Consider the following 25,651-nt stretch of genomic DNA (forward strand, 5'->3'; position numbering starts at 1 on the left):
CCTTTCCTTCCGATATATTAGATATGCTAGAATAATAGCGGAGGAGAGTGAGACATGCAGAAGAGTTGGAAACGAATGCTCCGTGTCGGAATGTCAGGCGTGCTTGCTATTGCAATGCTCGCAGGGTCAACGGGGCTGGCGGCAGCTCAAGCCGTTCAGACGATACATTTTACAGGTTACTTCGATAAACAGCTGCGTGCACAAATGGCAGTCACAGCGGATTCTTTTCCAGTCGTGAATGTACGTTTGGTCAAGCAGGATGAACCCGATATGGTATATTATGATGTTGGTACCTCAATATTGATCTCAAAGGATGAAGTGCTCACGAATTATCATGTCGTTCAGAGTTTTGCTGAACTGTCTGATGGTGATGAAGGTACACTGACTGTTGCAAGTCCGGGTTCCCTTAGCAAGCCTGTAAAGGCGAAGATTATTAAGACAGATCCGGTCACAGACATGGCACTGCTGAAGCTGGACAAGGAAATAGACGCCCAACCGGTCGCATTTGCAAATGCAAGGGATAACCAGGTTGTCTATACGATTGGATTCCCCAAAAATCCTGCTGGTGATCTTGTCATCCTGGATGAAGATTTTCCTTCAACCTTCAATACGATAGCCAAAAGCAGAGTGTTTAGTTCCCAAGCTTTGGACGTCCCAGGTAAAAAGGGAATCGGCAGTATTGTGAAATCCATGGCCCAAGGTAATTCAGGTGGCCCTGTTCTGGATCAGAACAACCGGGTCATTGGTATGATGACATTTGTGTACGGTGGACGTACCTATTATATTACTTCCAAGACATTGCAGACTTTCATTAAAGAGAGCACTAACCCTGCCAAAAAACAGGTTGCAGTTGCCGGCAAAGTTTCCAATTAAATGATTTGAGGAAAAGGCTTATCTTTACGCCATCTGTGTTCAACAGGTCGTGTAAAGGCAGGCTTTTTTTGCGTCAATCTCAAAAGGGAAGGTAGTCTAAAATGCATATTCGTGTCGCCAGTTTACAAAATCCTTGGATTATCCTTGTGATTTCCCTGCGTGATGGGTATCATTAGTGTGAGGTGACATGACAAACATGGAAAGATTACAAAAAATTATCGCACAGGCAGGCATTGCATCCCGCCGCAAGAGCGAGGAACTAATCCTGTCCGGCAAAGTAGAAGTTAACGGGGAGGTCGTAACCGAACTGGGTACAAAAGCGAACCCCGAAGAGGATATGATTACGGTTAATGGAAAACCGATCCGCAGTGAGAAAAAAGTGTACTTGATGTTGAACAAGCCAAAAGGCGTAATCACAAGTGCATCTGACCCGGAAGGTCGGAAAATTGTATCCGACTACCTGAAAGGTGTCAAGGAACGCGTATATCCTGTAGGTCGTCTGGATTATGACACAGAGGGCTTATTAATTCTCACCAATGATGGTGAGTTTGCACATTTGCTGACGCATCCGAAGCATCACGTACCCAAAACGTATCATGCAACGGTTAAAGGTGTGCCACATGGTACAGCTCTGGAGAAATTAAAGACAGGCATTATGCTGGATGACGGTATGACTGCTCCTGCAGAGGTAGAGTACAAAGATGTGGATACAGCGGCCAATGAGTCGGTCATTTCCATTACGATCTATGAAGGACGTAACCGTCAGGTTAGACGTATGTTCGAGGCAATCAATCATCCGGTAACCCGTCTGAAACGGATTTCGTTTGGTGGTATTTTGCTACAAAACCTGAAACGTGGTCTGACACGTCATCTGACCAAAGAGGAAGTCAACAACCTGATTACCCTCGCACAATCAGAGCCAGCCAAAAAAATGAAAAAAAGGTAATGTGAGGACACATAATTTTCATAAAACCGCCGCAGTTTTGTGACGAAATTCGCTATAATTGTTCATAGGATGTTCACAGTTGTCTTATACCAATAAGATGCGAATGCTACAGTCACTTAAAAGGGGAGCAGCACATGGGGAAATCAAGAAGAACGGTGCAAATCGTCATTTTGTTATTGATCCTGGTGTTGGGCGGATATGCGATTACCACATCGGTATCCGGCTCGAATGGCAAGCCAAAGGAAGGGGACAAATCTCCTTCTTTTGAACTGCTGGGCCTGGATGGTCAAGTTCATACGTCTGATGAGTACAAAGGAAAAGCGATGGTGATCAATTTCTGGGGCACATGGTGTGAACCTTGTGTTAAAGAAATGCCTGCACTTCAGGCGCAAGCTGACAAATGGAAGGACCAGGGAGTACAATTTGTCGGGATTAATGTTGGAGAAGACCAGATGACCGTGGATAATTTTGTACGGCAGGTTGGCGTTACGTTTCCAATCATGCTTGACCGGGACAAAAACTCGGTTCGTGATTTTGGGATCTCTCCCATGCCAACGACATTTTTTGTATCCGACACGGGCAAAATCTCTACCATTCATATCGGGCAACTTGATTTGGACACACTTGACGCTCAAATTTCGCAACTGGCGAAGCAGCCCTGACAGGAGGTCTATTCGTGTTCCAAAATACCAAATGTGAGTGCGGACACCAGAATCCGGTAGGCACTGTACTATGTGAAGCATGTGGGAAACCGCTGCTGGAGTCTGAAGCTAAATCGGATGAAGTGCTGGAAATGCGTTATGATGGCATGGCGCGCCGTTCACAGCGTAGTAATCCTAATATCATTGACCGCATATGGAACTTTTTTTCTTCCGTTAAAATTGCCGTCTATATGATTGTTTTCACGCTTGTAGGTTCTATGCTTGGTACAATCTATCCGCAAGAAAGTACGTTCTTGAATATTGATCCTTCCGTGTATTACAAAGAAACATACGGTCAATTGGGTCATATCTATTATCTGTTGGGTTTATCCCATACATACGAATCCTGGTGGTTTATTCTACTGCTGGTGCTGATTGGGGCATCATTGGTGATATGCAGTCTGGATCGCGTCCTACCGCTCTACAAAGCACTGAATAAACAGAGAATACGTAAGCATACACAATTTTTGACAAGACAGCGTCTGGTGTACCAAGGTACCATCGAAGAGGCACCAGAAGACTGGATTAAGAAAGCGGTTACGCCGTTGAAAAAGAAAGGATACCGTGTGCACACCCAGGGGGATGCATTACTCGCCGAGAAACAACGATTCAGTCGATGGGGCCCATATGTCATCCATATTGGACTCATTATATTTTTGCTGGCGGTACTCGCACGAGGACTTCCTGGTCTGAATCTGGACGAGCACGTTGCTTTTCCGGAAGGGGAGATCAAAAAGATCCCGAATACATCGATGTATCTGCAAAATGAACAGTTTAATGTTGAATTCTACAGTGAGGAAGAAGTACCAGAGCAATTCCGTAACCTGAACAAGACCGTTCCAAAACTGTTCGAAACAAAAGTTGTTTTGTATGAATGTACAGCAGATTGTTCGGATCTCTCGAAGAAACCTCAGTTAGCTGAGGTAGCCAGACATGATGTACGCGTGAATCATCCATTGAATTATAACGGTCTGAAAGCATATCAGTTTGATTATGATCTAACACCCACCATTCGTTCCGTAACGCCTGATCTGGTCAATACAGAGACGGGTGAAGTATATGGGCCAATTAAGATCGATATGGTAGATACCCAAAGAACATTTGAAGCTGGTCCTTATAAGCTTACCGTAAAAGAAAAGTTTATGGACTTTGGATTAGATGAGAATGGTCAGCCCAAATCAAAATCGCCTTCACCTAATGCACCTGCTTTTCTCTTTCTCATCAAGGGACCGGATCTGCCCGAAGAGGGGATACAATATCTGTACTTTGCGAAGCAGATTGATAAACAACGGTTTCAACAGGATGCAATTAACCAACAGCTGATTGGAGCTGAGATTCCTTTACAGCTGGAAGTAGACAGCATGGACAAGGTCGATATTATTCAGTCCGTAAGTTATCTCAATATAAGAGTGGATAAGGCAATGCCTTTTGTCTGGGTAGGAGCCGGTATTGTTATGTTGGGTTTGGTCATGGGTTTTTATTGGCATCATCGCCGCATCTGGATTCGTTTTGATGATAAACAGCTCACCTTGGGTGGACATACCAACAAAAACTGGTTTGGCTTCAGGCGTGAAGTTGCGGCCGTCTTGAAACAGATGAATCTGGAAGTGGAAGAGAAGTCGTTGGATAACGGGGGGAACCAGGCATGAATTTATTGGATTTCAGCAGCGACGCATTTATCGTATCTTTCTTTCTCTATTGTGCTGCATTCTTGTTATATGCTGTCGCGGTCATGGGCAAAAAATGGAGTAATCGTGATCCTCTGGACCATATGAATCGCTGGGGTAAAAGAGCTTTCATCGCTTCGACTGTCGCCTTGGCGGCGCATTTCGTATTTTTTGTAACCCGATGGGCTGGGGCAGGACATATCCCGGTTAGTAACATGTATGAGTTCATGTCTTTTCTGTCCATGATGATTATGGTTGCATTTATTGTTGTATATGCCATATACCGCAAGTCATTACTGGGTTTGTTTGCGTTACCACTTACCATTATTATTATGGCGTATGCCGCTGTATTTCCTCAGGAGGTACAGCCATTAATCCCGGCGCTTCAGTCCATCTGGCTGAAAATTCACGTGACGTTGGCCGCGCTTGGTGAAGCATTCTTCGCCGTGGGTTTTGCCGCAGGGTTCATGTATTTGCTCCGTACTGTTGATTTCAGTGGTAAAGACAAGTCTTCAAGACGTCAACGAGGATGGGTTGAATTCACCCTAGTTACGATCGTTGTAGTCATCGGATTCATCGGAACGGTATTTGCCTTTCGTACAGCTGGTTACGAGGCGGTTTTTGTACAGAAAACGGTCAGCATTGACACAGAGGTACAGGAAAATAGTACAATAGAGAAAGTGATTTATCGCATGCCTCCGATTTTTGCACCATATAATAGCGAAGTGGAGAGCATGACACCGTTTCTTGGCATGAAAAAACCTTTACTTGAGACGCCTTCCTGGATGAACGGGGTAAATGCCGGGCGCAAGCTGAATACGGTGGTTTGGTCACTTATTGTAGGTCTGATCCTGTATGGAATTGTACGACTTCTTGTGCGCAGACCACTTGGACAAGCGTTACAGCCAATGATGGATGGAATCGATGCTGATGATCTGGATGAGATAAGTTATCGCGCGATTGCCATTGGTTTTCCGATATTTACGCTGGGAGCATTAATTTTTGCCATGATCTGGGCTCAGATTGCCTGGAGTCGCTTTTGGGGTTGGGACCCCAAAGAGGTGTGGGCATTGATTACATGGCTATATTATAGTGTGTATCTGCATTTGCGTTTATCCAGAGGTTGGCAAGGTCAGAAGTCTGCATGGCTTGCAGTTCTTGGCTTCCTGGTGGTTATGTTTACGCTGGTTGGAGTGAATCTGATCATTGCCGGATTACATTCTTATGCTGGAGCTGACTAGGACAGACTCGTATTGCAAAGGTTGAGTTTAGAAGCGGGAAACACAAATGTACCTTTTTATTGAAGGGTATTCAAATATTGTTCGCCAGATCGAACATAATAGAAGTGATGAGGAGTTATTGCAAAGGGGCTGGAGAGGCATGGCTGAACATGAGAATCGAATACTGGTCGTGGATGACGAAGAGAGAATCCGCAGGCTTTTGAAAATGTATCTTGAAAAAGAAGGTTATGAAATCGATGAAGCTGAGGATGGGGAAACTGCGCTGCGTAAAGCAACAGCAGGGGACTACGGTCTGATTTTGCTTGATGTGATGTTGCCGGGTATGGATGGAGTTGAAGTGTGTACCCGTCTTCGTCAGGTGAAATCAACGCCGGTTTTGATGCTCACTGCAAAAGGTGAAGAGATTAACCGGGTTCAAGGCTTCGAAGTTGGCGCTGATGATTATGTTGTAAAACCATTCAGCCCGCGTGAAGTGATTTATCGTGTCAAAGCGATTTTGCGTCGAGCTTCCGCGACAGCTTATCTCTCCAAGGAGAGCAATTCGAGTAACAACATCGTGTTCCCGCATCTGGTTATTGAGCATGATGCCCACCGGGTAACCGCTGGTGGCGAAGAGATTAGTCTTACACCAAAAGAATATGAATTGCTGCACTACCTGGCAACATCTCCCGACAAAGTTTTCTCCAGAGAAGAATTGCTCAAAGATGTATGGAATTACGAATTCTTTGGCGATCTTCGTACCGTGGATACGCACGTGAAGCGTCTTCGCGAGAAACTTAACAAGGTATCGCCTGAATCGGCGGCCATGATTACGACGGTGTGGGGTGTGGGTTATAAACTGGAAGTACCGAAGTAGTTTTAGTTTCTGGAGATCACTGGTCGGGAAGTTATGGATCACTATTATCTGCCTTGTGGGTTGTGTACTTATAGCGCTGGGTCTCTTTTTGCTGCCCTACATTGATACGAACTTTGCAGAATCCGAATCCAGAGATATTAAGCGGTTGTTCACCTATATCTGTATTATCGGATTCAGTTTAACCACGTTTTTTGCATTGTTTCTATTCACCAAAATAACGCAGCCTATGCAGCAATTGATTCAGGCAGCCAATGCGATTCGCAAAGGGAACTACGGAACACGTCTCTCCCTGGTAACGAGTGATGAGATTGGTGAACTTGCCAACACATTTAATCATATGGCTGCCCAACTGGAAGATAATATTCGAAACCTTAACCATGAGAAGGAACATTTGGCGAGTGTGCTTCGCAGCATGACTGATGCTGTTGTTACATTTGATGGTGAAGGCAAAGTTATTCTGACGAATCCGCCTGGAGAGAAGATCATGCAGACATGGTATGATCTCGATTGGGCGAAAATGGACGAAGGACAAGAATCCGAGCAGTCTGACAAGACTTCGCGGGATGTACCTGAGCCCCTTCTTCCTTTGTTCAGAATGGTGATGGAGCAAGGCGGGGACCAGAACTCCAATGTTCACGTACAGCAAGGTGTCTGGTCTGTTCAGATGGCACCGTTGTACGCTGACAGTGTTGTCAGAGGGGCTGTGGCTGTTTTAAGAGATGTAACAGAAGAAGTGCGTCTGGAGAAAATGCGGCGTGATTTCGTGGCTAACGTATCTCATGAGATACGAACTCCGCTATCCATGATGCAAGGCTACAGTGAAGCCCTTTTGGACGGTATGGCAACCTCACCGGAAGAGAGCGAAGAACTGATCCAAGTCATTCATGATGAGTCTCTACGGATGGGCAGATTGGTTAAAGACTTGCTTGATCTTGCGCGGATGGAAGCTGGACACACGGACATGGTGATGAAGGAAGTTGACCTCGGAGAACTACTTGAACGTGTATATCGGAAGTTCTCTGTGCGTTCAAAAGAACAGGGAATTCAACTGCAATTTAAGTTCGAACAACCAACCATTGAACTTCAACAGGCAGATGAGGATCGACTTGAGCAAGTATTTACGAATCTGCTGGATAATGCGTTCAGACATACACCTACTGGCAAAAATGTAATGATCTCAGCCGAGCGGGTCACTTATCTTCGTGCTCCATTTGTCAGAGTTTCTGTGAAGGATCAGGGTGTAGGTATCCCTTCATCCGACTTGCCATTTATTTTCGAACGATTCTACAAAGCAGACAAGGCTCGTGTTCGGGGAGAAAGTGTAGGTACGGGGCTTGGTTTAGCGATTGTGAAAAATATTGTTGATGCGCATCAAGGCATGATTACCGTCAATAGTGTGCTTGGCGAAGGAACAGAGTTTATTTTGCAATTTCCCTTGGATTCATCGAAATAGCCTGAATTTCATACAAAAAGTGCGGAAACACCCTCTTATGGAGGGTGTTTTTTTGTTGAAGACTACCGTTTAATCTTGTTCAACGTGGAACAAGAATGGTCTTTTTTTGACTAAAAAGAGTGTCCAAGATAATTTTCCTTCCTATGTGACATAAGCTTGAAAAGCAAGCAAGATAGAGGAGGATTGAGTTAAGCATGTCCGATGATCGAAAAAGGGTCAATATTAAAGCTTTCCTGGAAGGCAGATCTTTTAGAGCAGGCTCTCCGTTTATTCCAATAACCACAAGCGAACTGGAGCAGTTTGAATCCATACTGCGTTCTTTGGCTGTGGCTATTCCTGCTGCAATTAGTCAGCCGACTTCAGCCAATATACTGTCATTACAGAATGGATTACGCCAGTTACTTACTTTTGTAAATCAATCTGGATTTCGTGCCGGAGTAAAGGCTGAATTACAAGCCGTACTGGAATTAACGATTGCAGGTTCAGAGGTTGTCCCTGTTCCTCTTATTAATCTCGCAGGTAACTTGCAAAACTTACTGGATGACTTGTTAAGTGTGACGCTGCTTCTGGAAGTACCACCTGCAGAAAAAGATAAACTTGTGGGATTAATTCGATCGATCTCCATATCGTTAAGCCGGGCGACGACAACTCTTGGAACTGGAGGAATTACCGGACCAGCCGGGCCACAGGGAGTGCCAGGAGTCCCGGGGGTACCAGGTGTCCCAGGAGTCCCTGGAGTGAAAGGGGCTACTGGCACACCAGGAGGAATTGGACCAGTAGGACCGGTTGGCCCAGTTGGCCCACAGGGAGCACAGGGTCCGGCAGGAGCACCTGGTGTGGGTTTGAACAATATTACTGCATTTGATCCTGCACTGGGACCAACTTATGCTCAAGGTCAAGTAGTAAGCTACGAGGGTAGTCTTTATGTTGCTAATGTAAATGGCCCCTTGGGTACACCCGGAAGTTCTCCAGACTACACTCTTTTGCTGTCGGGTGGGACGACTGGAGCAACGGGAGCAACCGGAGCTGGTTTGACAGGAGCCGTGGCATTTAATCCAGCGCTCGCCCCGGGTTATCCAGCAGGTCAAGTAATTACGTATAACGGTAGTACTTACATTACGAGTGTAGCTGGTCCTCTAGGAACACCAGGATCTTCATCGGATTACACATTAATCGCTGCTGCGGGGGCGACTGGTGCAACTGGAGCCACAGGTGCAGGATTAAGTGGCATCGTGCCATTCGATCCCGCATTAGCCCCAACATATCCAGCTGGACAGATCGTCACGTTTGGTGGCAGTACTTACATTACAAATGTCGCTTCGCCAACGGGTACGCCAGGAAGTTCGCCAGATTATACATTGCTTGCAGGTGCAGGACCTACAGGAGCCACAGGAGCAACCGGGGCGGGATTGACAGGCCTAGTGCCATTTGATCCAGCCGTAGCCCCAACGTATCCAGCGGGTCAAGTTGTAACGTTCAACGGCAGTACGTATATCGCGAATGTGGCGTCACCAACCGGAACTCCGGGGACTTCACCGGATTACACATTGCTTGCGGGCGCAGGAGCAACGGGAGTTACAGGAGCAACCGGCATTGGTGGAACGGGAAGTACCGGAGCTACAGGAGCATCGGGCGTAACAGGAGCGACTGGTGTGACCGGTGCAACTGGAGTTGGAGTAACGGGAAGTACCGGAGTGACAGGGGCATCAGGAGTAACGGGAGCAACAGGCGTAGGTTTAAGTGGTATCGTGCCATTCGATCCAGCCGTAGCCCCAACGTATCCAGCGGGTCAGGTTGTAACGTTTAACGGCAGTACGTATATAACTAATGTCGCGTCACCAACCGGAACGCCGGGGACTTCACCGGATTACACATTGCTTGCGGGCGCAGGAGCAACGGGAGTTACAGGAGCAACCGGCATTGGTGGAACGGGAAGTACCGGAGCTACAGGAGCATCAGGGGTAACGGGAGCAACAGGCGTAGGTTTAAGTGGTATCGTACCATTTGATCCAGCCGTAGCCCCGACGTATCCAGCCGGCCAGGTTGTAACGTTTAACGGTAGTGCGTATATTGCGAATGTGGCATCACCAACGGGAACGCCGGGGACTTCACCAGATTACACGTTGCTTGCGGGCGCAGGAGCAACGGGTGTGACAGGAGCAACTGGAGTTGGAGTAACAGGAAGTACCGGAGTAACAGGAGCATCGGGCGTAACAGGAGCGACTGGTGTGACGGGTGCAACTGGAGTTGGAGTAACGGGAAGTACCGGAGTGACAGGGGCATCAGGGGTCACGGGAGCGACAGGTGTAGGTTTAAGTGGCATTGTACCATTCGATCCAGCCGTAGCCCCGACGTATCCTACAGGTCAAGTCGTAACGTTTAACGGTAGTACGTATATTGCAAATGTGGCATCGCCAACCGGAACGCCGGGGACTTCACCGGATTACACATTGCTTGCGGGCGCAGGAGCAACGGGAGTTACAGGAGCAACCGGCATTGGTGGAACGGGAAGTACCGGAGCTACAGGAGCATCGGGCGTAACAGGAGCGACTGGTGTGACCGGTGCAACTGGAGTTGGAGTAACAGGAGCAACAGGGGTAGGTTTAAGTGGTATCGTGCCATTCGATCCAGCCGTAGCCCCGACGTATCCAGCGGGTCAAGTCGTAACGTTTAACGGCAGTACGTATATTGCAAATGTGGCATCACCAACCGGAACACCGGGGACTTCACCAGATTACACGTTGATTGCTGGCGCAGGAGCAACGGGAGTGACAGGAGCAACCGGCATTGGTGGAACGGGAAGTACCGGAGCTACAGGAGCATCGGGCGTAACAGGAGCGACTGGTGTAGGTTTAAGTGGTATTGTATCATTCGATCCAGCCGTAGCCCCGACGTATCCAGCGGGTCAGGTTGTAACGTTCAATGGCAGTACGTATATTGCAAATGTAGCATCACCAACCGGAACGCCGGGGACTTCACCAGATTACACGTTGATCGCTGGAGCAGGAGCGACAGGTGTGACGGGTGCAACTGGAGTTGGAGTAACGGGAAGTACTGGTGAAACAGGAACGACTGGTCTTACAGGGTTGACCGGGGCGACGGGAATTACAGGAGCCACGGGACTAAGCGTAACAGGATCAACAGGAGTAACTGGAGGAACCGGGGCAACTGGTGAAACAGGAGCGACTGGTGTTGCAGGGTTGACTGGGGCGAGGGGGATCACAGGAGCCACAGGAGTAAGTGTAACAGGTAGTACTGGTGCTACAGGGGAAACAGGAGCAACAGGCGTAACGGGATTGACTGGCGCAACGGGAGTAAGCGTAACAGGTGTGACAGGAGCAACGGGAGTCGGCATAACCGGAAGTACCGGAGCAACTGGTGTCACGGGGGAGACCGGAGTCACAGGTATAACCGGTGCAACGGGAGTGGGCGTAACGGGAAGTACCGGAGCAACTGGTGTGACGGGTGGAACAGGAGTCACAGGTATAACAGGAGCCACAGGAGTCGGCGTAACAGGAAGTACCGGAGTTACTGGTGCGACTGGGGGAACAGGAGCGACAGGTGTAACAGGAGCCACGGGAGTGGGCATAACAGGAAGTACTGGAGTAACTGGTGTCACCGGGGAAACCGGAGCAACTGGTGCGACTGGAGGAACAGGAGCGACAGGTATAACCGGAGCCACGGGAGTCGGTGTAACGGGAAGTACCGGAGCAACTGGTGCGACTGGTGAAACCGGAGTCACAGGTGTAACAGGAGCCACGGGAGTCGGCGTAACGGGAAGCACCGGAGCAACTGGTGTCACTGGTGAAACCGGAGCGACAGGTATAACGGGAGCAACAGGAGTCGGCATAACGGGAAGCACTGGGTTTACTGGTGTCACTGGTGAAACCGGAGCGACAGGTATAACCGGGGCAACCGGAGTCGGCATAACGGGAAGTACTGGAGTTACTGGTGCGACTGGTGAAACCGGAGCGACAGGTGTAACGGGAGTGGGCATAACAGGAAGTACTGGAGCAACTGGTGCGACTGGGGGAACAGGAGCGACAGGTGTAACTGGAGCCACGGGAGTGGGCATAACAGGAAGTACCGGAGCAACTGGTGCGACTGGGGGAACAGGAGCGACAGGTGTAACTGGAGCCACGGGAGTGGGCATAACAGGAAGTACTGGAGTAACTGGTGCGACTGGAGGAACAGGAGCCACAGGTATAACAGGAGCAACGGGAGTTGGCGTAACGGGAAGTACTGGAGTAACTGGTGTCACTGGTGAAACCGGAGCCACAGGTATAACGGGAGCCACAGGAGTTGGCATAACGGGAAGTACCGGAGTAACAGGCGCGACTGGTGGAACAGGAGCCACAGGTATAACGGGAGCCACGGGAGTCGGTGTAACCGGAAGTACCGGAAGTACCGGAAGTACAGGAGTTACTGGAGCAACAGGTGCAACCGGAACATCTGTAACATCTAATTCGGCTTTTGCTGAGAACACTAATGGTACGATTGTTGTAATATTGGGTGGTACACTCGTTCCATTACCGAATAACCAAAATATTGGCACAGGTATAACCGTCAATGGGACAAATGACACCTTCACACTGACCAACGCAGGTCGTTACTATATCTCATACAAAATAAATCTGACAGCTGCACTTGCTATCCAATCTCGGGTTTTACTTAACGGCGCAGCAATTCCAGCGAGTGTAGTATCTCCAGTACTTTCTCTCAGTCAGCTGCAGTCTGACTTTATGGTTACCGTTACCGCTGGTTCTACAATACAGTTACAATTATTCGGGCTTGTTGGCGCAGCCGTTCTTTCTCCTCCGGGGTCTACACTAAACATTATTCAGTTAAGTTAATAGTTCGATAACGTATTAAGACTATTTCCATTGACCAAGAGAAGCGGAGTTCATATGGGGTTGATGGGCACCCCTTTTCCAATTCCACAAATATTTTGTTTGCAAACTTCTTCACCGATATTTCAGCGAGTACATGAAAAAAGACGGGAACCACTAGGGTCCCGTCTTTCCTTTTACATATAGAAATAAGTTTGATTATTCCAGAACAATTTCAACAGCAGTATTGATTTCAGGCAGCGCAGCAAGCTGCACAAGCACATCTTTTGGAACAGCTTTATCTACGGTCAGAATCATGATCGCTGCACCACCAATAATTTTACGTCCAACCTGCATGGATGCGATGTTGACATCGTTTTGTCCAAGCAGCGTTCCTACACGTCCGATAATACCTGGTTTATCGTTGTGGGAGATCAAAATTTGATGACTTTCCGGAGCGATATCTACCGGGAATTTGTCCAGACGAACAATACGTTCTCCATAACCTGCAAGCAATGTACCTGCTACACGACGTTCCTCAGCATCCTGAGTTGTAACCAATGTTACGGTAATCAGGTTAGTAAATCCTTTAGTTGTTGAGGTTTGGCTTACAACCACATTCAGATCACGGATTTTGGCCAGATGCATGGAGTTAACGATGTTGGCTTCCCCACCCAAATGTCTGGCGAGAATCCCTTTCACAATGTAACGAGTGAGAGGAGAAGTATCTACTTCAGAAAGTTCACCAGCATAGTCGATCCGAATCTCCTGCACTGCATTTTGTGTAATCTGTGCTGCAAAACTACCCAACGTTTCACCCAGTTTGAAATACGGTTGCAATTTGTTCATCACGGTTGGTGCAACAGCCGGCATGTTAACTGCGTTCTTGAACGGTTCGTTACGCAAAATGTGAAGCACCTGTTCCGACACATCGATAGCCACGTTCTCTTGCGCTTCTACTGTGGACGCACCAAGGTGAGGCGTAACGATAATGCTTGGGTGATTCAGGAACGGGTGATCAGCGGCTGGCGGCTCGCTTTCGAATACGTCAAATGCTGCACCAGCCACAATACCTTGATCAATGGCTTCGACAAGTGCCATCTCGTCAACTACACCACCACGAGCACAGTTGATGATACGCATGCCTTTTTTCATCACTTCGAATTGTGGACGTGAAATCATGTGCCGTGTTTCCGGTGTTAATGGTGTGTGAACGGTCATGAAGTCCGCATTGCGAATGATATCATCTACACTAGCCAGCTTCACTTGCAGCTTCTCGGCACGCTCCTCCGTGAGGAACGGGTCGTAAGCAAGAATGTCCATTCCGAATGCTTTGGCGCGCTTGGCAACTTCACTACCGATCCGTCCCATACCCAGTACACCGAGCGTTTTATTTCTTAATTCCACACCCAGGAAGGTTTTACGATCCCACGTACCCTGAATTGTCTTGGCGTATGCCTGAGGAATGTGTCGTGCCAATGCCATCATCATGGCAAACGTATGCTCACAGGTTGTGATGGTATTGCCATCAGGTGCATTAATAACGATGATACCGCGCTGAGTAGCAGCTTCCAGATCAATGTTATCTACACCAACACCTGCACGTCCGATCACCTTAAGGTTGGTACCAGCCGTCATAATACGATCTGTAACACGAGTCTGGCTGCGAACCAAGAGGGCATCATATTCACCAATAATGGCAACAAGTTCATCTTCACTAAGACCGGTTTTCTTCTCAACAACAACATCATTTGCATCCACCAGTTGCTGGATCCCCAGATCACTGATTGGGTCCGACACTAACACTTTGTACATGGTTTCTTCCTCCTTAGGTATGTGTATCTATATCGTCAAGGTCTGACCTCAGCGAAGAGGTATTCCTTAAAACCAGGTTGATTCTTCCGCCCAACAACGCGGTGTCGCAACAGAGGGGGAAGGTGAAGCAAATAGAGTGATCCCACAGATATCCTTTAAAATAAATCAAAAAACTCTCAATCCACATACTGCTTGCGCAATAAGGGACGAGAGTTGTCGTGGTACCACCCTAATTCACCGCCGTTTCGCAACGACAGTCTTAGCGGTCAATGAAGACCGAAGAGGATAACGGGTCTAAACCGATTGCACCTACTCCAATTTCAATGCAATAACTCAGGAGCGCTCAAGACCATTTGCCTGCCACCGATTCACACCTACCATCGGCTCTCTGTAAGACGAAGCAACGTCTTTTTTCCATCATCGTGTTTAACGTGACTAATTTTTTCATAATGTATCATGGCTGACATGAGCATGTCAATAGGCTTAAATGTTTTAAAATGTTTTGCAGATGTCTTTAGATTCACACATAAACAGAGTCACCATAAGTAATACAATAGTTAATATACCTACCACAAGAAGATGGAAAGTAAGCTGTTTGGTGAACTGAATTTTACTGCTTTAATGAAGTAATGGCACGGACATCTAACCAGGACTTGGGGCAGGCCTTGAACCTAATTGGTTTTTTGGCTATCATTTAGTATACTATCCGATTGGACAACGTAATTGTTATCCATCAAATTTAACTCAAGAGGACAGACGCATCCGATGAAAAAATTCAAGTTTCCCAAGTTCAAGATTCAGAAGGCTGAGCCACAGCAGCTTACCGAGCGTTTGCTTTTAATCAATCTATACTTTACACAAGGTCTGACACTGATTATCGGAGTTGTATGGATCTTATTGCAGAAACGAAACTTGTTAGATGTACTCGCATGGCCTGACAATTACCAATTTATATGGTGGGGTCTTGGTCTTGCAGGAATAATGCTTGTTATGGACTTGGTACTGTCGTATGTTATACCTCAGGAAAGCATGGATGACGGTGGAATTAACGAGATGCTGTTCCGTGGGCGTCCGATCTGGCACATTGTATGTATAGCAGCCATTGTTGCTGTGTGTGAGGAATTATTATTCCGTGGAGCCATCCAACATGCCATCGGTCCTTACTGGACAAGTATTTTATTTGCAGTTATCCATATTCGTTATTTGCGCCACTGGATTCCAACAGGCTGGGTGTTTGTCTCAAGTTATGGATTAGGTTGGATTTACTTGCAGTCCGGCACATTATGGGCGCCAATATTATGTCACTTTATAATTGATTTGGTGTCCGGATTAGCGATACGTTTTCGGAGGGGATCATGAATCAGCCATTAAGTAGAATGAAGACATATGGCAGTCAGCGCCATCGTCAATCGGATAAAAAAGAGAAATCCGAGCGTCAGGTGGCTTCTCAAGTAAGCATCGTTGCTGAAACGGCAGCAGCTGCTGAGGTTGGCGGAATCACACCAATTACTTCCGTTTCTTTACCTAGATCACAGCCCAAGCCTTATACAGAAAAACTGGAAAGTCCAGTACTTCCTCAAAGGGCACCATCACGCTCCAAAAAAACGCCAAATTCAACGGAAGAATCGATCCCCGAAGCGGGTTCGCTTCCTACACGGACAGAATTACATCCTTCACGTCGGTTAAAATTGAGCAAGAGGTTTGTCAATTCACTCATTTTTATTTTTGTCATGTTAACGATTAGTTTGGTTTGGTGGGGGGTTGAAGGGGCACCCGCTCTGAATACGTTCCTTCCCTTGCCGTGGTAATGCTTTTACTCGCAGGTTTAATCATTTTGATGGGAGTTTTACTACTTTTTCATATGTGGCGTGAAGCCCATATTCATCAAATGATTGAAGAAGAGGTTGAAGTGCCTCATCTGCCAATATCCTTTGACGGGGCCATGATTTTGTATGTATCCGACACGCACAAGCGCAAGCTGAAGCAGAAGGATCTGGCAAACGTTAAAAACAAGGTGGACTGGGTTCTCATCGGCGGGGATGTTGCGGAAAAAGGAATCTCATGGTCTTTAGTTAGACATAACATGAAAATTTTATCGAACATTGCTCCTTCATTTACGGTGTATGGCAACCATGACAAGAGGGCTGGTACCGCTCAACTTGCGCGAATCCTTCGGGAATCGGACGTTAGGCTCCTGCAGGATAATGTAGAATATCTGCAAAGGGGCAACGACAGATTGAGCCTGATCGGCATAGACTATCGTTCCAAACAGGGCGATGTATTACTACAGCAGATCGGTAACCGTTTTTGCAAAATTGCTATCGTTCATGATCCTTTGCAGGCCCTTCGCTTGGAAGAAAATGCAGATCTTATTTTAAGCGGTCATACACATGGCGGACAATTGGTTTTACCATTTTTCGGACCTGTGTTCCTGAGCAAAGCGTATCGTCCCGTATCGAACGGGTGGTACTCCCTGAAGCGAAGTCCGGAGGACATTCACCAAGAAGGCAAAATGCTTGTTAGCAGAGGATACGGTACAAATCATCTTCCTCTCCGACTAAGTTGTCCTGCGGAGATGCATATCATCACGTTAAGAGTGCCCGCGGAAAAAGCACTCACAGAGAAACAGCCTTGATCCATTGGATCAAGGCTGTTTTATTTTAATGCGCAAAATTACAATTTAACGAGCTTCCAATTCAATTGCACGCGGATCAACAAAGGAATAACCTTTCTTTTCGAGCTTGGTCAGCAACTCATCCAATGCTTCAACCGTCCATGGCAACTCATGCATCAAAATATTGCTTCCGGGATTTAACTGATCGAGTACATTTTGGATGACTTTTTCCGGGTTGTCTTTGGTGCTTTTATCCCAATCGAGAGAACCATTAGACCAAGTCATATATAACATGCCATTTTTCTTCACAGCAGCCTTCAGTGCATCATTTCCCGAACCAAAAGGTGGACGGAAGAATTGCGGTTCCTCACCAATGGTATCCTTCACTATTTTTTGGACATCTGTAACCTGTTTTGCCGCCTCAGCGGTGGACATTTTTTTGAGATCCTCATGATCCCAGGCATGATTGCCTACAATCTGACCCCGATCATGTATGAGTTTGAGTAATTCCGGATGACTTTTCACCCGATATCCATTGACGAAAAATATCGCTTTAGCGTTATGTTTATCTAAAGTGTCGATCAGTGAAGTAATCATTTTTTCTTCTTTGGGTCCATCATCAAAAGTTAACAAGACCACTTTGCTTGGGCTCGCTTCATCGTTTGGTTTAATATAATAATTTTCATTCATATGATACGTCTTTTCCACTTTCTCTTCTGTAGAAACCTTCTCCGAAGATTCAGGTTCTTCTTCTGTCACAGTTGAATCTTCCGTTGAAGACTCGGGCACACCAGTTCCGGGTTCTCCTGTTTCAGTTGGGTTAGAGTTACCTTGCTCTTCTTGAACCGTGGTAGTTGATTCGCCCGCTGGTGTGGAATTATCAGATGTTTTTTCTTCCGCTGTCCCACAAGCTGACAACAGCAAACTTGCAGCAATGATCAATGCGGCGGTATGTCTAAACATGATTTCAACTCGCTTTCCTGTAATTATACGGAATGAGATCGCTCACTACCGCAAACACTAAATATGATTTTAACACTTGAAGGAGGTTGGTGTAATGAAGGCTTCATCCTTTTTTTGGGGCATTGTCATTGGTGTTGCAGCCAGTTCATGGCTGTCCAAAGGCAAATTGCCCATGATGTCATCGGGTTCATCAAGAAATATGATGGATCAGGCAAAACATAAGATGATGGAAATGACTTTCCCGGGTATGGACGGGTTCACAAGCAAGCAAAATCAACATGGTGAATCCCACAAAAATCCGGCAGCAAAGACCGCAAGAGCAATCACACCGCAGGAAAAAGAAGCGAATATGAGCATGCTCAAAGATTTTATTCGCACCAATCCCGATGTGAAGCATGAAGTTGAGCAAATTTTAAGCCAAACAAACACAACAGTACCGGGTTTATAAACCAAAACCTCCAATTAGAATCATCCACAGTCTTGATTTGCTGTGGAATGATTCTTTTTTTGTCGATTTTACTTCGTGCATTTAGAGGTATAAAATGATAACATAACTACATAGATTTATTTTCAGCACATATTGTTTTGTGCTTCATAATCTGTTATAAGACTTGCTTATAAAGGGGAGATCCTGTATGAAAATAGAACGACTAAGTCACGATAAGATACGGATTTTCCTGACCTTTGACGATCTGAGCGAGCGCGGAATACAAAAAGAAGATATGTGGCAGGAAATACCTAAGGTTCATGAACTGTTCACTGAAATGATGGATCAGGCCTATTCCGAACTTGGATTTGATGCCACAGGTCCACTCGCTGTCGAAGTATTCGCACTTCCCGCTCAAGGGATGGTTGTCATTGTCACACGTGGAAAATATGATCCGCAACAATATGGTTTAGGTCATGAAGATGATCTTCCTGAAGAAGTATATGAAATGGAAGTTACACTCGAGCAAAGCGATTCCATTGTTTATGCATTCAAGGACTTTGAAGTGCTCATTGAAGCTGCACATATGTTGCGTCAGCATGTTACGGATGCTGGGAGACTTTATTCCTATAAAGACAAGTGGTTCTTGCATTTGGAGCCAGATGAGGTAGATTCCACCAAACATGCGGCATTGATTGCCTTGCTTGCTGAATTTGGCGAAGGCTCCTCAGTTACTCCAGCAGTCATGGAAGAGTATGGTAAGGTTGTTATTCCTGCACAAGCGATTGATGTTATCTGCACCCACTTCAAACGCCAGGATTAATCTCTAGTTGTAATCGCGTCTTTAGTCAGAGGAGGGAATTTCGGTGCTTTTGTTTTCGGTCTTAGCGGCAGCAGTTGCTCCGGGTCTCGCCTTGTTAACATACTTTTACCTGAAAGACCGTTATGATTATGAGCCACTTCATATGGTATTGCGGGTTTTCCTCATGGGGATTCTGATGGTACTGCCTGTGATGATTATTCAGCGTGGCATGATGATGTGGCTCGGGGATAATCCTTATCTTGAGGCCATTATGATCTCAGGTGGTGTGGAGGAATTCGTTAAATGGTTCGTACTTTATCATATCATCTATAATCACACCGAATTTGATGAGCCGTATGACGGGATCTTATATGCAGTCGCTGTTTCACTTGGATTTGCCACTGTTGAGAATGTGTTGTATGCCTTTGCGGGGAATGCATCCGTCTCAGCCATGTTCCTTCGGGCACTGCTCCCTGTTTCAGGGCACGCTATGTTTGCGGTAATCATGGGTTATTATATGGGTAAAGCCAAGTTTATCGGTGGTAAGAAAAAGCGGTGGTATCTGGTTCTTTCTCTGGTGTTACCTTTTTTCTGGCATGCATTGTACGATGTCATCATGAACACCATGGTGAATCATTGGTTGTGGTTTATAGCGCCGCTAATGGCGGGCCTGTGGTATGGGGCAATGGGTAAAATCACACGAGCTAATAACCGTTCTCCTTTTCGTTTTGTGAAGCGGGAGGAAGAGGTTAAATTATAAAAATACGGACACACTGGTGGACATAAAGCGCATATTGCGCCTATGACTCCGGTGTGTTTTTATTTTTACAGATAAACTCCCGGGGAATGACCGACAGAAACGGAGATCGTTGTGATGAGAATTAAAATTAAAATCAGATGCAAACAATGCGGTGAACGATTTACATTACGAGGCAAGAAAGATCGGGGCCGGATTGAGACGGGATTCAAGCAGTGCCTATGTGATAACAGAGACCAGTTCGAAATTGAAGAAGAGGGCATGGCAACTGGGATTCAGCTGAATTAAAAGGAGGACCCAAACGCTACTTTAGCAGACTGCTTGTGTAAGGACTGGAAATCGCATGCATAAGAGATCTTTCTTCGATCCACAATAGAGGTAGTGGTTTAGAAGAAAGGAGACTCTACCGATGTATAAACGATTAAGTTCAGTTATGTTTCCGCTATTTGCAGTTCTGCTGGTCGGTGCGCTCGTGTGGGGCTATCAGGAGAATCAGGAGAAGAATGCAATTCTGATCAAGGCAGAGAATCAATATCAGCGTGCATTTCACGATTTATCTTTTCATATGGACAAATTGCATTCGGAGATTGGGAACACCTTGGCGGTTCACTCTACATCACAGGGGATGCATCGCAAAGGTTTGATGAATGTATGGCGACTCACCAGTGAAGCGCAGAATGAGATCAACCAACTGCCACTCACCATGCTGCCATTTAACGAGACAGAGGAGTTTCTCTCGCGTATTTCCAACTTTGCCTATCGGGCGTCGATGCGTGACTTGACGAACGAACCGCTAAGTGAAAAGGAAATGGGCAACCTGAAAAAGCTGTATCAGAATTCATCCGAGATTACCAAGAATCTGCAGGATGTGCAGCAGAAAGTGCTGACGGACCGATTGCGCTGGATGGATGCAGAGACTGCCATGGCAACACAAGAGCAAACCATGGACAACACGATCGTTGATGGTTTTCGTACAGTGAACAAAAAGGTACAGGAATACCCGGAGCTTGATTGGGGTCCTTCCGTATCCAATATCTATGCCAAACGATCAGTCAAGAAACTGGGCGGCTTGCCGGTGACCAAAGAACAGATCCAGAGCAAGGCTGCAAAATTCTCTGATGCGGATCGTAGCAAAATCCAAGTGCAGGAGAACGGCAAAGGAACAGACTGGGAGTCCTACACTGCCACGATTGATCATGCCAACAATGGCAAACTGATGATGGATTTCACCCGTAATGGCGGAATGCTGATCTCTTACAGTGATACGCGTCCAATCGGAACCAAAAAAGTGTCTCGTCAGAATGCCATGGCTAAAGCAGATCAATTTCTAATGAACAAAGGCTATAAGGATATGAAAGCTGTAAACTATGATGAATATGGTAATCTGGGTAACCTTACTTATGTGCGTAAGCAAGGGGACACCTTGATCTATCCCGAGAAAATGTCAGTTCGTGTAGGTTTGGATACAGGCGAAGTAACCGGCTTCCAGGCGAGTGACTTTGTTTACGAACATAATGACATGCGCAAAATTCCGAAAGCAACTCTTACGGAGCAACAGGCGCGGAAAAAGCTTAATTCGGAGTTCGAAGAAAATTATGTTCGCAAATCTCTGATTGAGAATGATTACAGCAAAGAAGTATTGTGTTATGAATTCGGAGGGAAAATTAACGGTTCTCGTTACCGGATATACATTAATGCGAATACAGGAATAGAAGAAGCGGTTGAAGAGATCAAACCGGTCAATGCAACCTCATAAAAAGATGGATAATTTGAATTTGAAGTTGAGCGAATAACTGCGGCAGACCACGATGTGGTCTGTTTTTTCTTGTTCAATGTGAGAAAGGTCATGGTATAATAGTCCTTGTACATACGAAGATAAATACATAAAGTGGCGGTGAACAGCTTGTTTCCGAAAATAAATGAAATTTTATACATCCAGATTGCTTCTGCAGATGAAAAAGAGGAACACAAAGAGTACAAATCACGCATTGCAGATATGGATGACAGCAGTTTTCTGATTGAGGTCCCGATGCAACAAGGAAGCAGCCGTCTGAAAAGGCTCTTTTTCGGAGAGGAATTGTCCATTTCATATATTACGGAGGATGGGGTCCGGCATTATTTTAATACCTATGTCACGGGATTTGAGGAAGATGTGGTCCGTCTTGTCCGTATCCGCAAACCGCTTCCGAGCGATATATCCAAAATACAACGGCGCAGCTTTCTTCGTGTTCATGCAAACCTTGAATTGGCCATCCAGAGTGAAGACCTGACCCGTGCCGTCGGATTGACTGAAGATATTGGTGGCGGTGGATTGTCCATCTACGGCGAAACAGGTTTTTCAATAGCTGAAGGTCAAAAATTGAAATGCTGGTTGCTGGTTCCCTATCGGAATTCAACCATCGAACATGTGAATTTTGAAGCTGAAGTTGTGCGGATCAAAACCCTGGAAACCGGCAGACAGCTATGCATGCTGAAATTTGTGCAGATTTCAGATTCGGAGCGCCAGAAAATTATCAAGTTTTGTTTTGAACGGCAACTTGACTATCGCACGAAATAGGAATGTTGTGGCATAAAAAGAAGAAACTGCGGGTACCGTAATGAAAAAAACGGAGGTATTGCCTTGAATCGTCGTCATGCAACCCGCAGATATGAACGACTTTATTATGTTTTCTCCAGGCGAATGGAACGAAAGGTTACGACTCTGATTACAGTCCTTCTAATCCTGCTTGTAGTATATCAATTGCTGCTGTTGGTACCAGGCTTCAAAAAGAATTTGACCACCATTGACCGCCTGGAAGGAACGCCAATTGAAGTCCAAACGATGAATGATTACAAACGTCGTTGATTTGTCTGTTTTTGCATCCATGTGTAGAGTGTGGTATAATTTTCACGATGCAGGCAATGCCTGTTTTTTTATTGAGGTTTATCGTTTGAGGAGGAATGCCCCGTTGGCAAGCCAGAACACATCAGAGAACGGGAAAATGAACGTTGCAATTGACGGACCTGCCGGTGCCGGGAAAAGCACGGTGGCCCGATTGGTTGCAGAGGCGCTCGCGTATGTATACGTCGACACAGGCGCAATGTACCGTGCGGTAACCTTGCATATGCTTCGGAAAGGTATTACACCGGAAGATGTGACACAGGTACTTCAGGAAGCCCAAAAGCTGGTCATTGATTTACAACCGGATCCCGACGGACAGAAAGTGTTCTGTAATGGGGAAGAAGTAACCTCGGAAATCCGCTCCCGTGAAGTGACGGGAATCGTGTCCCGATATGCGCAAATCGAGGGGCTGCGTACGCAATTAGTGGATACTCAGCGGCAAATGGCTTTGCGCAAGGGCGTCGTCATGGATGGACGCGATATCGGAACGACAGTACTGCCCGATGCGGAAGTGAAAATCTTCATGACTGCCAGTGTGGAAGAGCGTGCGCTTCGCCGCTTCAAAGAACTGGACCCCTCTGAAGGACTGACGTTGCAACAGCTGGAGCGAGACATTGCCACCCGTGACAGATTGGATGAGAATCGGGAAATTTCCCCATTGCGTTGTGCTGAGGATGCTATTGTCCTTGATACAACGGAGATGAACATTCATGAAGTGGTTGACAAAATCGTATCTTATTGCACAATGGTCAGAGGAGAGATCGGTCTATGATTTACACATTTTGCAGCACATTACTGCGGATCATTTATACCATTCTTTTCCGCTTGGAGGCCGTTGGACGGGAGAATATTCCGAAAGAAGGCGGCGTACTTTTATGTTCCAATCATATTAGTAACTTCGATCCTCCAACCGTTGGTATCAAACTTCGCCGTCAGGTACGTTTCATGGCCAAAAGCGAATTGTTTGAAATTCCGGTACTCGGCCGAATTATTAAAGCCGTGGGCGCTTTCCCCGTTAAACGTGGAGGTGTCAGCAAGGAATCCATCAAAACCTCACTCAATATTTTGCGTGATGGTCAAGTGCTTGGAATCTTCCCCTCGGGAAGCCGTCACAATGATGGAGGTATCGGCAAAAAAGGGGCAGCGAGTTTTGCTCTCCGCAGTGGCGCTACAGTTATTCCTACTGCTATTATCGGTAACTACAAAGTTTTTCGTAAGATGAAAGTTGTATATGGAGCACCAGTAAGTTTGGACGAGTTCAAGGAAGACCCATCTGGAGAAGCTCTGGAGAAGGCGACTGAAAAGATTATGTCCAAGATTAACGAGATGGTGCAAACGGGCGTGCCAAGCAAGTAATGGCTTCGTCGGTAGCTGAGTGCATGTTTCCATATTTTTGAGGGAGACTAAAGTTTGAGCACTCAGTGATGAAAGTGTTTTGAACTCTGCTACAGGCAGGTTTGAATATAATGGGGTTTTTGAATTGAGGAGGGTATTTGACATGTCGGAAGAAATGAAAAATCAAGAAGCAACCCAAGATGAGTTGGATCAATTCGTTTCCTTGAAAAAAGGAGATACCGTAAAAGGAACCATCGTCAAATTGGAAGATAACCAAGCCTATGTGAGCATTGGATATAAATATGACGGTGTCATTCCAATTCGTGAACTGTCTTCATTACATGTTGACAGCGCGTCTGACGCAGTAGAAGTTGGACAAGAAGTTGAAGCTAAAGTTCTTAGCATCGACGACGAGAAAGAAAAACTCGTTCTGTCCAAACGTGCAATCGACAGCGAAAACGCATGGGATCAATTGCAAAAGCATTTTGAAGACCAAGACGTATTCGAAGTTGTTGTAGGTGATGTTGTTAAAGGCGGTCTGGTAGCAGACGTGGGCGTACGTGGATTTATCCCGGCTTCCATGGTTGAACGCCATTTCGTTGAAGACTTCAGCGACTACAAAGGACGCACACTGCGTGTTAAAGTGAAAGAGATCGACCGTGAGAACAACAAAGTGATCCTTTCCCAAAAAGACGTACTGGAGCAAGAATTCGAAGCAAACAAAGCTACAGTAATGGCTGGTTTGCAAGAAGGTCAAGTGATCGAAGGTACAGTACAACGTTTGACTCAATTCGGTGCATTTGTTGATGTGGGCGGAGTTGACGGTTTGGTTCACGTATCCGAGCTGGCTTGGACACACGTTGAAAAACCATCTGACGTACTGTCTGAAGGTGATAAAGTTAGTGTGAAAGTGCTGAAAGTTGACCCTGAAAAAGGCAAAATCAGCCTGAGCATGAAAGCTGTTCAACCAGGTCCTTGGGAAACAGCAAGCGAAAAATTCAATTCCAGCGATATCGTAACAGGTGTTGTAAAACGTCTGGTAGACTTCGGTGCATTTGTTGAAATCGCTCCTGGTGTTGAGGGACTTGTGCATATCTCGCAAATCTCCCACAAACACATCGGCACTCCTCATGAAGTGCTGAAAGAAGGACAAGAAGTTCAAGTTAAAATCTTGGACATGAACCCTTCTGAGCAACGTGTAAGCTTGAGCATCAAAGAAACAGAAGAAGCTCCAGCTCAACCACAAAAATCAGAAAGACCTTCAAGAAACAACGCTCCGCGTGAAGAAATCAACAATCCAAACGTTTCCTTGAACAATCAAGGTATGAGCACTACGCTTGGCGAACTGTTTGGAGACAAACTCAGCAAATTCAAATAAGTTAACAATGCATGGTTCTAAGTTATATACTGCATATTTTGCTGAATAACAAGAGCAAGATCGGCGAGCCCAAGGCGGGTTCGCCGATTGTTTTTATTGCGAGTAATTTGGCA

General features: G+C 46.2%; 23 protein-coding genes and 1 other annotated feature. Of the genes, 21 read left to right on the plus strand and 2 right to left on the minus strand.

Annotated elements, in window-relative coordinates:
* The first annotated feature begins 54 nt into the window (after window positions 1–54).
* The 8 genes from PAEAM_RS08460 to PAEAM_RS32470 all read left to right on the plus strand — a co-directional run bounded on the left by PAEAM_RS08460 (window position 55) and on the right by PAEAM_RS32470 (window position 12,590).
* Window positions 55–873 (plus strand): S1 family peptidase, encoded by an 819-nt coding sequence (locus PAEAM_RS08460; protein WP_100527212.1) that lies wholly within the window; start codon window positions 55–57, stop codon window positions 871–873.
* A 196-nt stretch (window positions 874–1,069) separates the two neighbouring features.
* A complete protein-coding gene (locus tag PAEAM_RS08465) occupies window positions 1,070–1,819 on the plus strand; it encodes a pseudouridine synthase (protein WP_036607741.1) in 750 nt (249 codons plus the stop codon).
* A 134-nt stretch (window positions 1,820–1,953) separates the two neighbouring features.
* Complete coding sequence (locus PAEAM_RS08470) at window positions 1,954–2,481, plus strand: redoxin family protein (protein WP_036607739.1); 528 nt, start codon at window positions 1,954–1,956, stop codon at window positions 2,479–2,481.
* Window positions 2,482–2,495: 14 nt separating this feature from the next.
* Window positions 2,496–4,169 (plus strand): cytochrome c biogenesis protein ResB, encoded by a 1,674-nt coding sequence (gene resB / locus PAEAM_RS08475; protein WP_100527213.1) that lies wholly within the window; start codon window positions 2,496–2,498, stop codon window positions 4,167–4,169.
* A complete protein-coding gene (gene ccsA / locus PAEAM_RS08480) occupies window positions 4,166–5,428 on the plus strand; it encodes a cytochrome c biogenesis protein CcsA (RefSeq protein WP_100527214.1) in 1,263 nt (420 codons plus the stop codon). Before resB ends, ccsA begins: the two co-directional genes overlap by 4 nt.
* 139 nt (window positions 5,429–5,567) lie before the next feature.
* Window positions 5,568–6,284 (plus strand): response regulator transcription factor, encoded by a 717-nt coding sequence (locus PAEAM_RS08485; protein ID WP_036607918.1) that lies wholly within the window; start codon window positions 5,568–5,570, stop codon window positions 6,282–6,284.
* A 55-nt stretch (window positions 6,285–6,339) separates the two neighbouring features.
* Complete coding sequence (locus PAEAM_RS08490; RefSeq protein ID WP_017687665.1) at window positions 6,340–7,737, plus strand: HAMP domain-containing histidine kinase; 1,398 nt, start codon at window positions 6,340–6,342, stop codon at window positions 7,735–7,737.
* A gap of 194 nt (window positions 7,738–7,931) precedes the next feature.
* Window positions 7,932–12,590 carry a BclA C-terminal domain-containing protein gene (locus PAEAM_RS32470; protein ID WP_100527215.1) on the plus strand — a complete coding sequence of 1,553 codons (4,659 nt, stop codon included), beginning with the start codon at window positions 7,932–7,934 and terminating at the stop codon, window positions 12,588–12,590.
* 195 nt (window positions 12,591–12,785) lie between these two features.
* On the opposite strand, the gene serA is transcribed toward PAEAM_RS32470, so the two are convergent.
* Window positions 12,786–14,381, minus strand: coding sequence for a phosphoglycerate dehydrogenase (serA, locus tag PAEAM_RS08500; protein ID WP_017687669.1), 1,596 nt, complete (start codon window positions 14,379–14,381; stop codon window positions 12,786–12,788).
* Window positions 14,382–14,580: 199 nt separating this feature from the next.
* Window positions 14,581–14,811: a binding site (T-box leader), on the minus strand.
* A gap of 335 nt (window positions 14,812–15,146) precedes the next feature.
* Between serA and PAEAM_RS08505 the strand changes: the two genes are divergently transcribed.
* From PAEAM_RS08505 to PAEAM_RS08515, 3 genes are read left to right on the plus strand one after another with little or no spacing between them, the layout of a single operon-like run.
* Window positions 15,147–15,740, plus strand: coding sequence for a CPBP family intramembrane glutamic endopeptidase (locus PAEAM_RS08505; protein ID WP_036607728.1), 594 nt, complete (start codon window positions 15,147–15,149; stop codon window positions 15,738–15,740).
* Window positions 15,737–16,189 carry a hypothetical protein gene (locus PAEAM_RS08510; protein WP_100527216.1) on the plus strand — a complete coding sequence of 151 codons (453 nt, stop codon included), beginning with the start codon at window positions 15,737–15,739 and terminating at the stop codon, window positions 16,187–16,189. Before PAEAM_RS08505 ends, PAEAM_RS08510 begins: the two co-directional genes overlap by 4 nt.
* Window positions 16,190–16,242: 53 nt before the next feature.
* Window positions 16,243–17,016: a metallophosphoesterase gene (locus PAEAM_RS08515; RefSeq protein ID WP_165789862.1), complete on the plus strand. Its 774-nt coding sequence runs from the start codon at window positions 16,243–16,245 to the stop codon at window positions 17,014–17,016.
* A gap of 45 nt (window positions 17,017–17,061) precedes the next feature.
* Here the strand turns inward: PAEAM_RS08515 and PAEAM_RS08520 are convergent, their stop codons facing one another.
* Window positions 17,062–17,958: a polysaccharide deacetylase family protein gene (locus tag PAEAM_RS08520; RefSeq protein WP_100527218.1), complete on the minus strand. Its 897-nt coding sequence runs from the start codon at window positions 17,956–17,958 to the stop codon at window positions 17,062–17,064.
* Window positions 17,959–18,052: 94 nt separating this feature from the next.
* Between PAEAM_RS08520 and PAEAM_RS08525 the strand changes: the two genes are divergently transcribed.
* The 10 genes from PAEAM_RS08525 to rpsA all read left to right on the plus strand — a co-directional run bounded on the left by PAEAM_RS08525 (window position 18,053) and on the right by rpsA (window position 25,538).
* Window positions 18,053–18,406, plus strand: a complete 354-nt coding sequence (locus tag PAEAM_RS08525) for a hypothetical protein (RefSeq protein ID WP_036607724.1) — start codon at window positions 18,053–18,055, stop codon at window positions 18,404–18,406.
* A 187-nt stretch (window positions 18,407–18,593) separates the two neighbouring features.
* The gene (locus PAEAM_RS08530; RefSeq protein ID WP_017687675.1) at window positions 18,594–19,208 is read left to right on the plus strand and encodes a genetic competence negative regulator; all 615 of its coding nucleotides are present in this window, start codon (window positions 18,594–18,596) and stop codon (window positions 19,206–19,208) included.
* Window positions 19,209–19,251: 43 nt separating this feature from the next.
* Window positions 19,252–19,947, plus strand: a complete 696-nt coding sequence (prsW, locus tag PAEAM_RS08535; protein WP_017687676.1) for a glutamic-type intramembrane protease PrsW — start codon at window positions 19,252–19,254, stop codon at window positions 19,945–19,947.
* 114 nt (window positions 19,948–20,061) lie between these two features.
* A complete protein-coding gene (locus tag PAEAM_RS31750) occupies window positions 20,062–20,232 on the plus strand; it encodes a hypothetical protein (protein WP_164783335.1) in 171 nt (56 codons plus the stop codon).
* Between the two features lie 121 nt (window positions 20,233–20,353).
* On the plus strand, window positions 20,354–21,700 hold the full coding sequence (ypeB, locus tag PAEAM_RS08540) for a germination protein YpeB (RefSeq protein WP_100527219.1): 1,347 nt from the start codon (window positions 20,354–20,356) through the stop codon (window positions 21,698–21,700).
* Window positions 21,701–21,847: 147 nt separating this feature from the next.
* A complete protein-coding gene (locus tag PAEAM_RS08545) occupies window positions 21,848–22,501 on the plus strand; it encodes a flagellar brake protein (protein ID WP_017687679.1) in 654 nt (217 codons plus the stop codon).
* Window positions 22,502–22,564: 63 nt separating this feature from the next.
* Window positions 22,565–22,789, plus strand: a complete 225-nt coding sequence (locus tag PAEAM_RS08550) for a hypothetical protein (protein ID WP_100527220.1) — start codon at window positions 22,565–22,567, stop codon at window positions 22,787–22,789.
* A gap of 103 nt (window positions 22,790–22,892) precedes the next feature.
* On the plus strand, window positions 22,893–23,597 hold the full coding sequence (cmk, locus tag PAEAM_RS08555) for a (d)CMP kinase (protein ID WP_036607714.1): 705 nt from the start codon (window positions 22,893–22,895) through the stop codon (window positions 23,595–23,597).
* Complete coding sequence (locus tag PAEAM_RS08560) at window positions 23,594–24,181, plus strand: lysophospholipid acyltransferase family protein (RefSeq protein ID WP_036607713.1); 588 nt, start codon at window positions 23,594–23,596, stop codon at window positions 24,179–24,181. Before cmk ends, PAEAM_RS08560 begins: the two co-directional genes overlap by 4 nt.
* A gap of 142 nt (window positions 24,182–24,323) precedes the next feature.
* Window positions 24,324–25,538, plus strand: a complete 1,215-nt coding sequence (gene rpsA, locus PAEAM_RS08565; protein WP_036607712.1) for a 30S ribosomal protein S1 — start codon at window positions 24,324–24,326, stop codon at window positions 25,536–25,538.
* The last annotated feature ends 113 nt before the right edge of the window (window positions 25,539–25,651 follow it).

Origin of the sequence: Paenibacillus sp. GM1FR (assembly GCF_002803315.1) — a bacterium.
Taxonomy (GTDB): domain Bacteria; phylum Bacillota; class Bacilli; order Paenibacillales; family Paenibacillaceae; genus Paenibacillus; species Paenibacillus amylolyticus.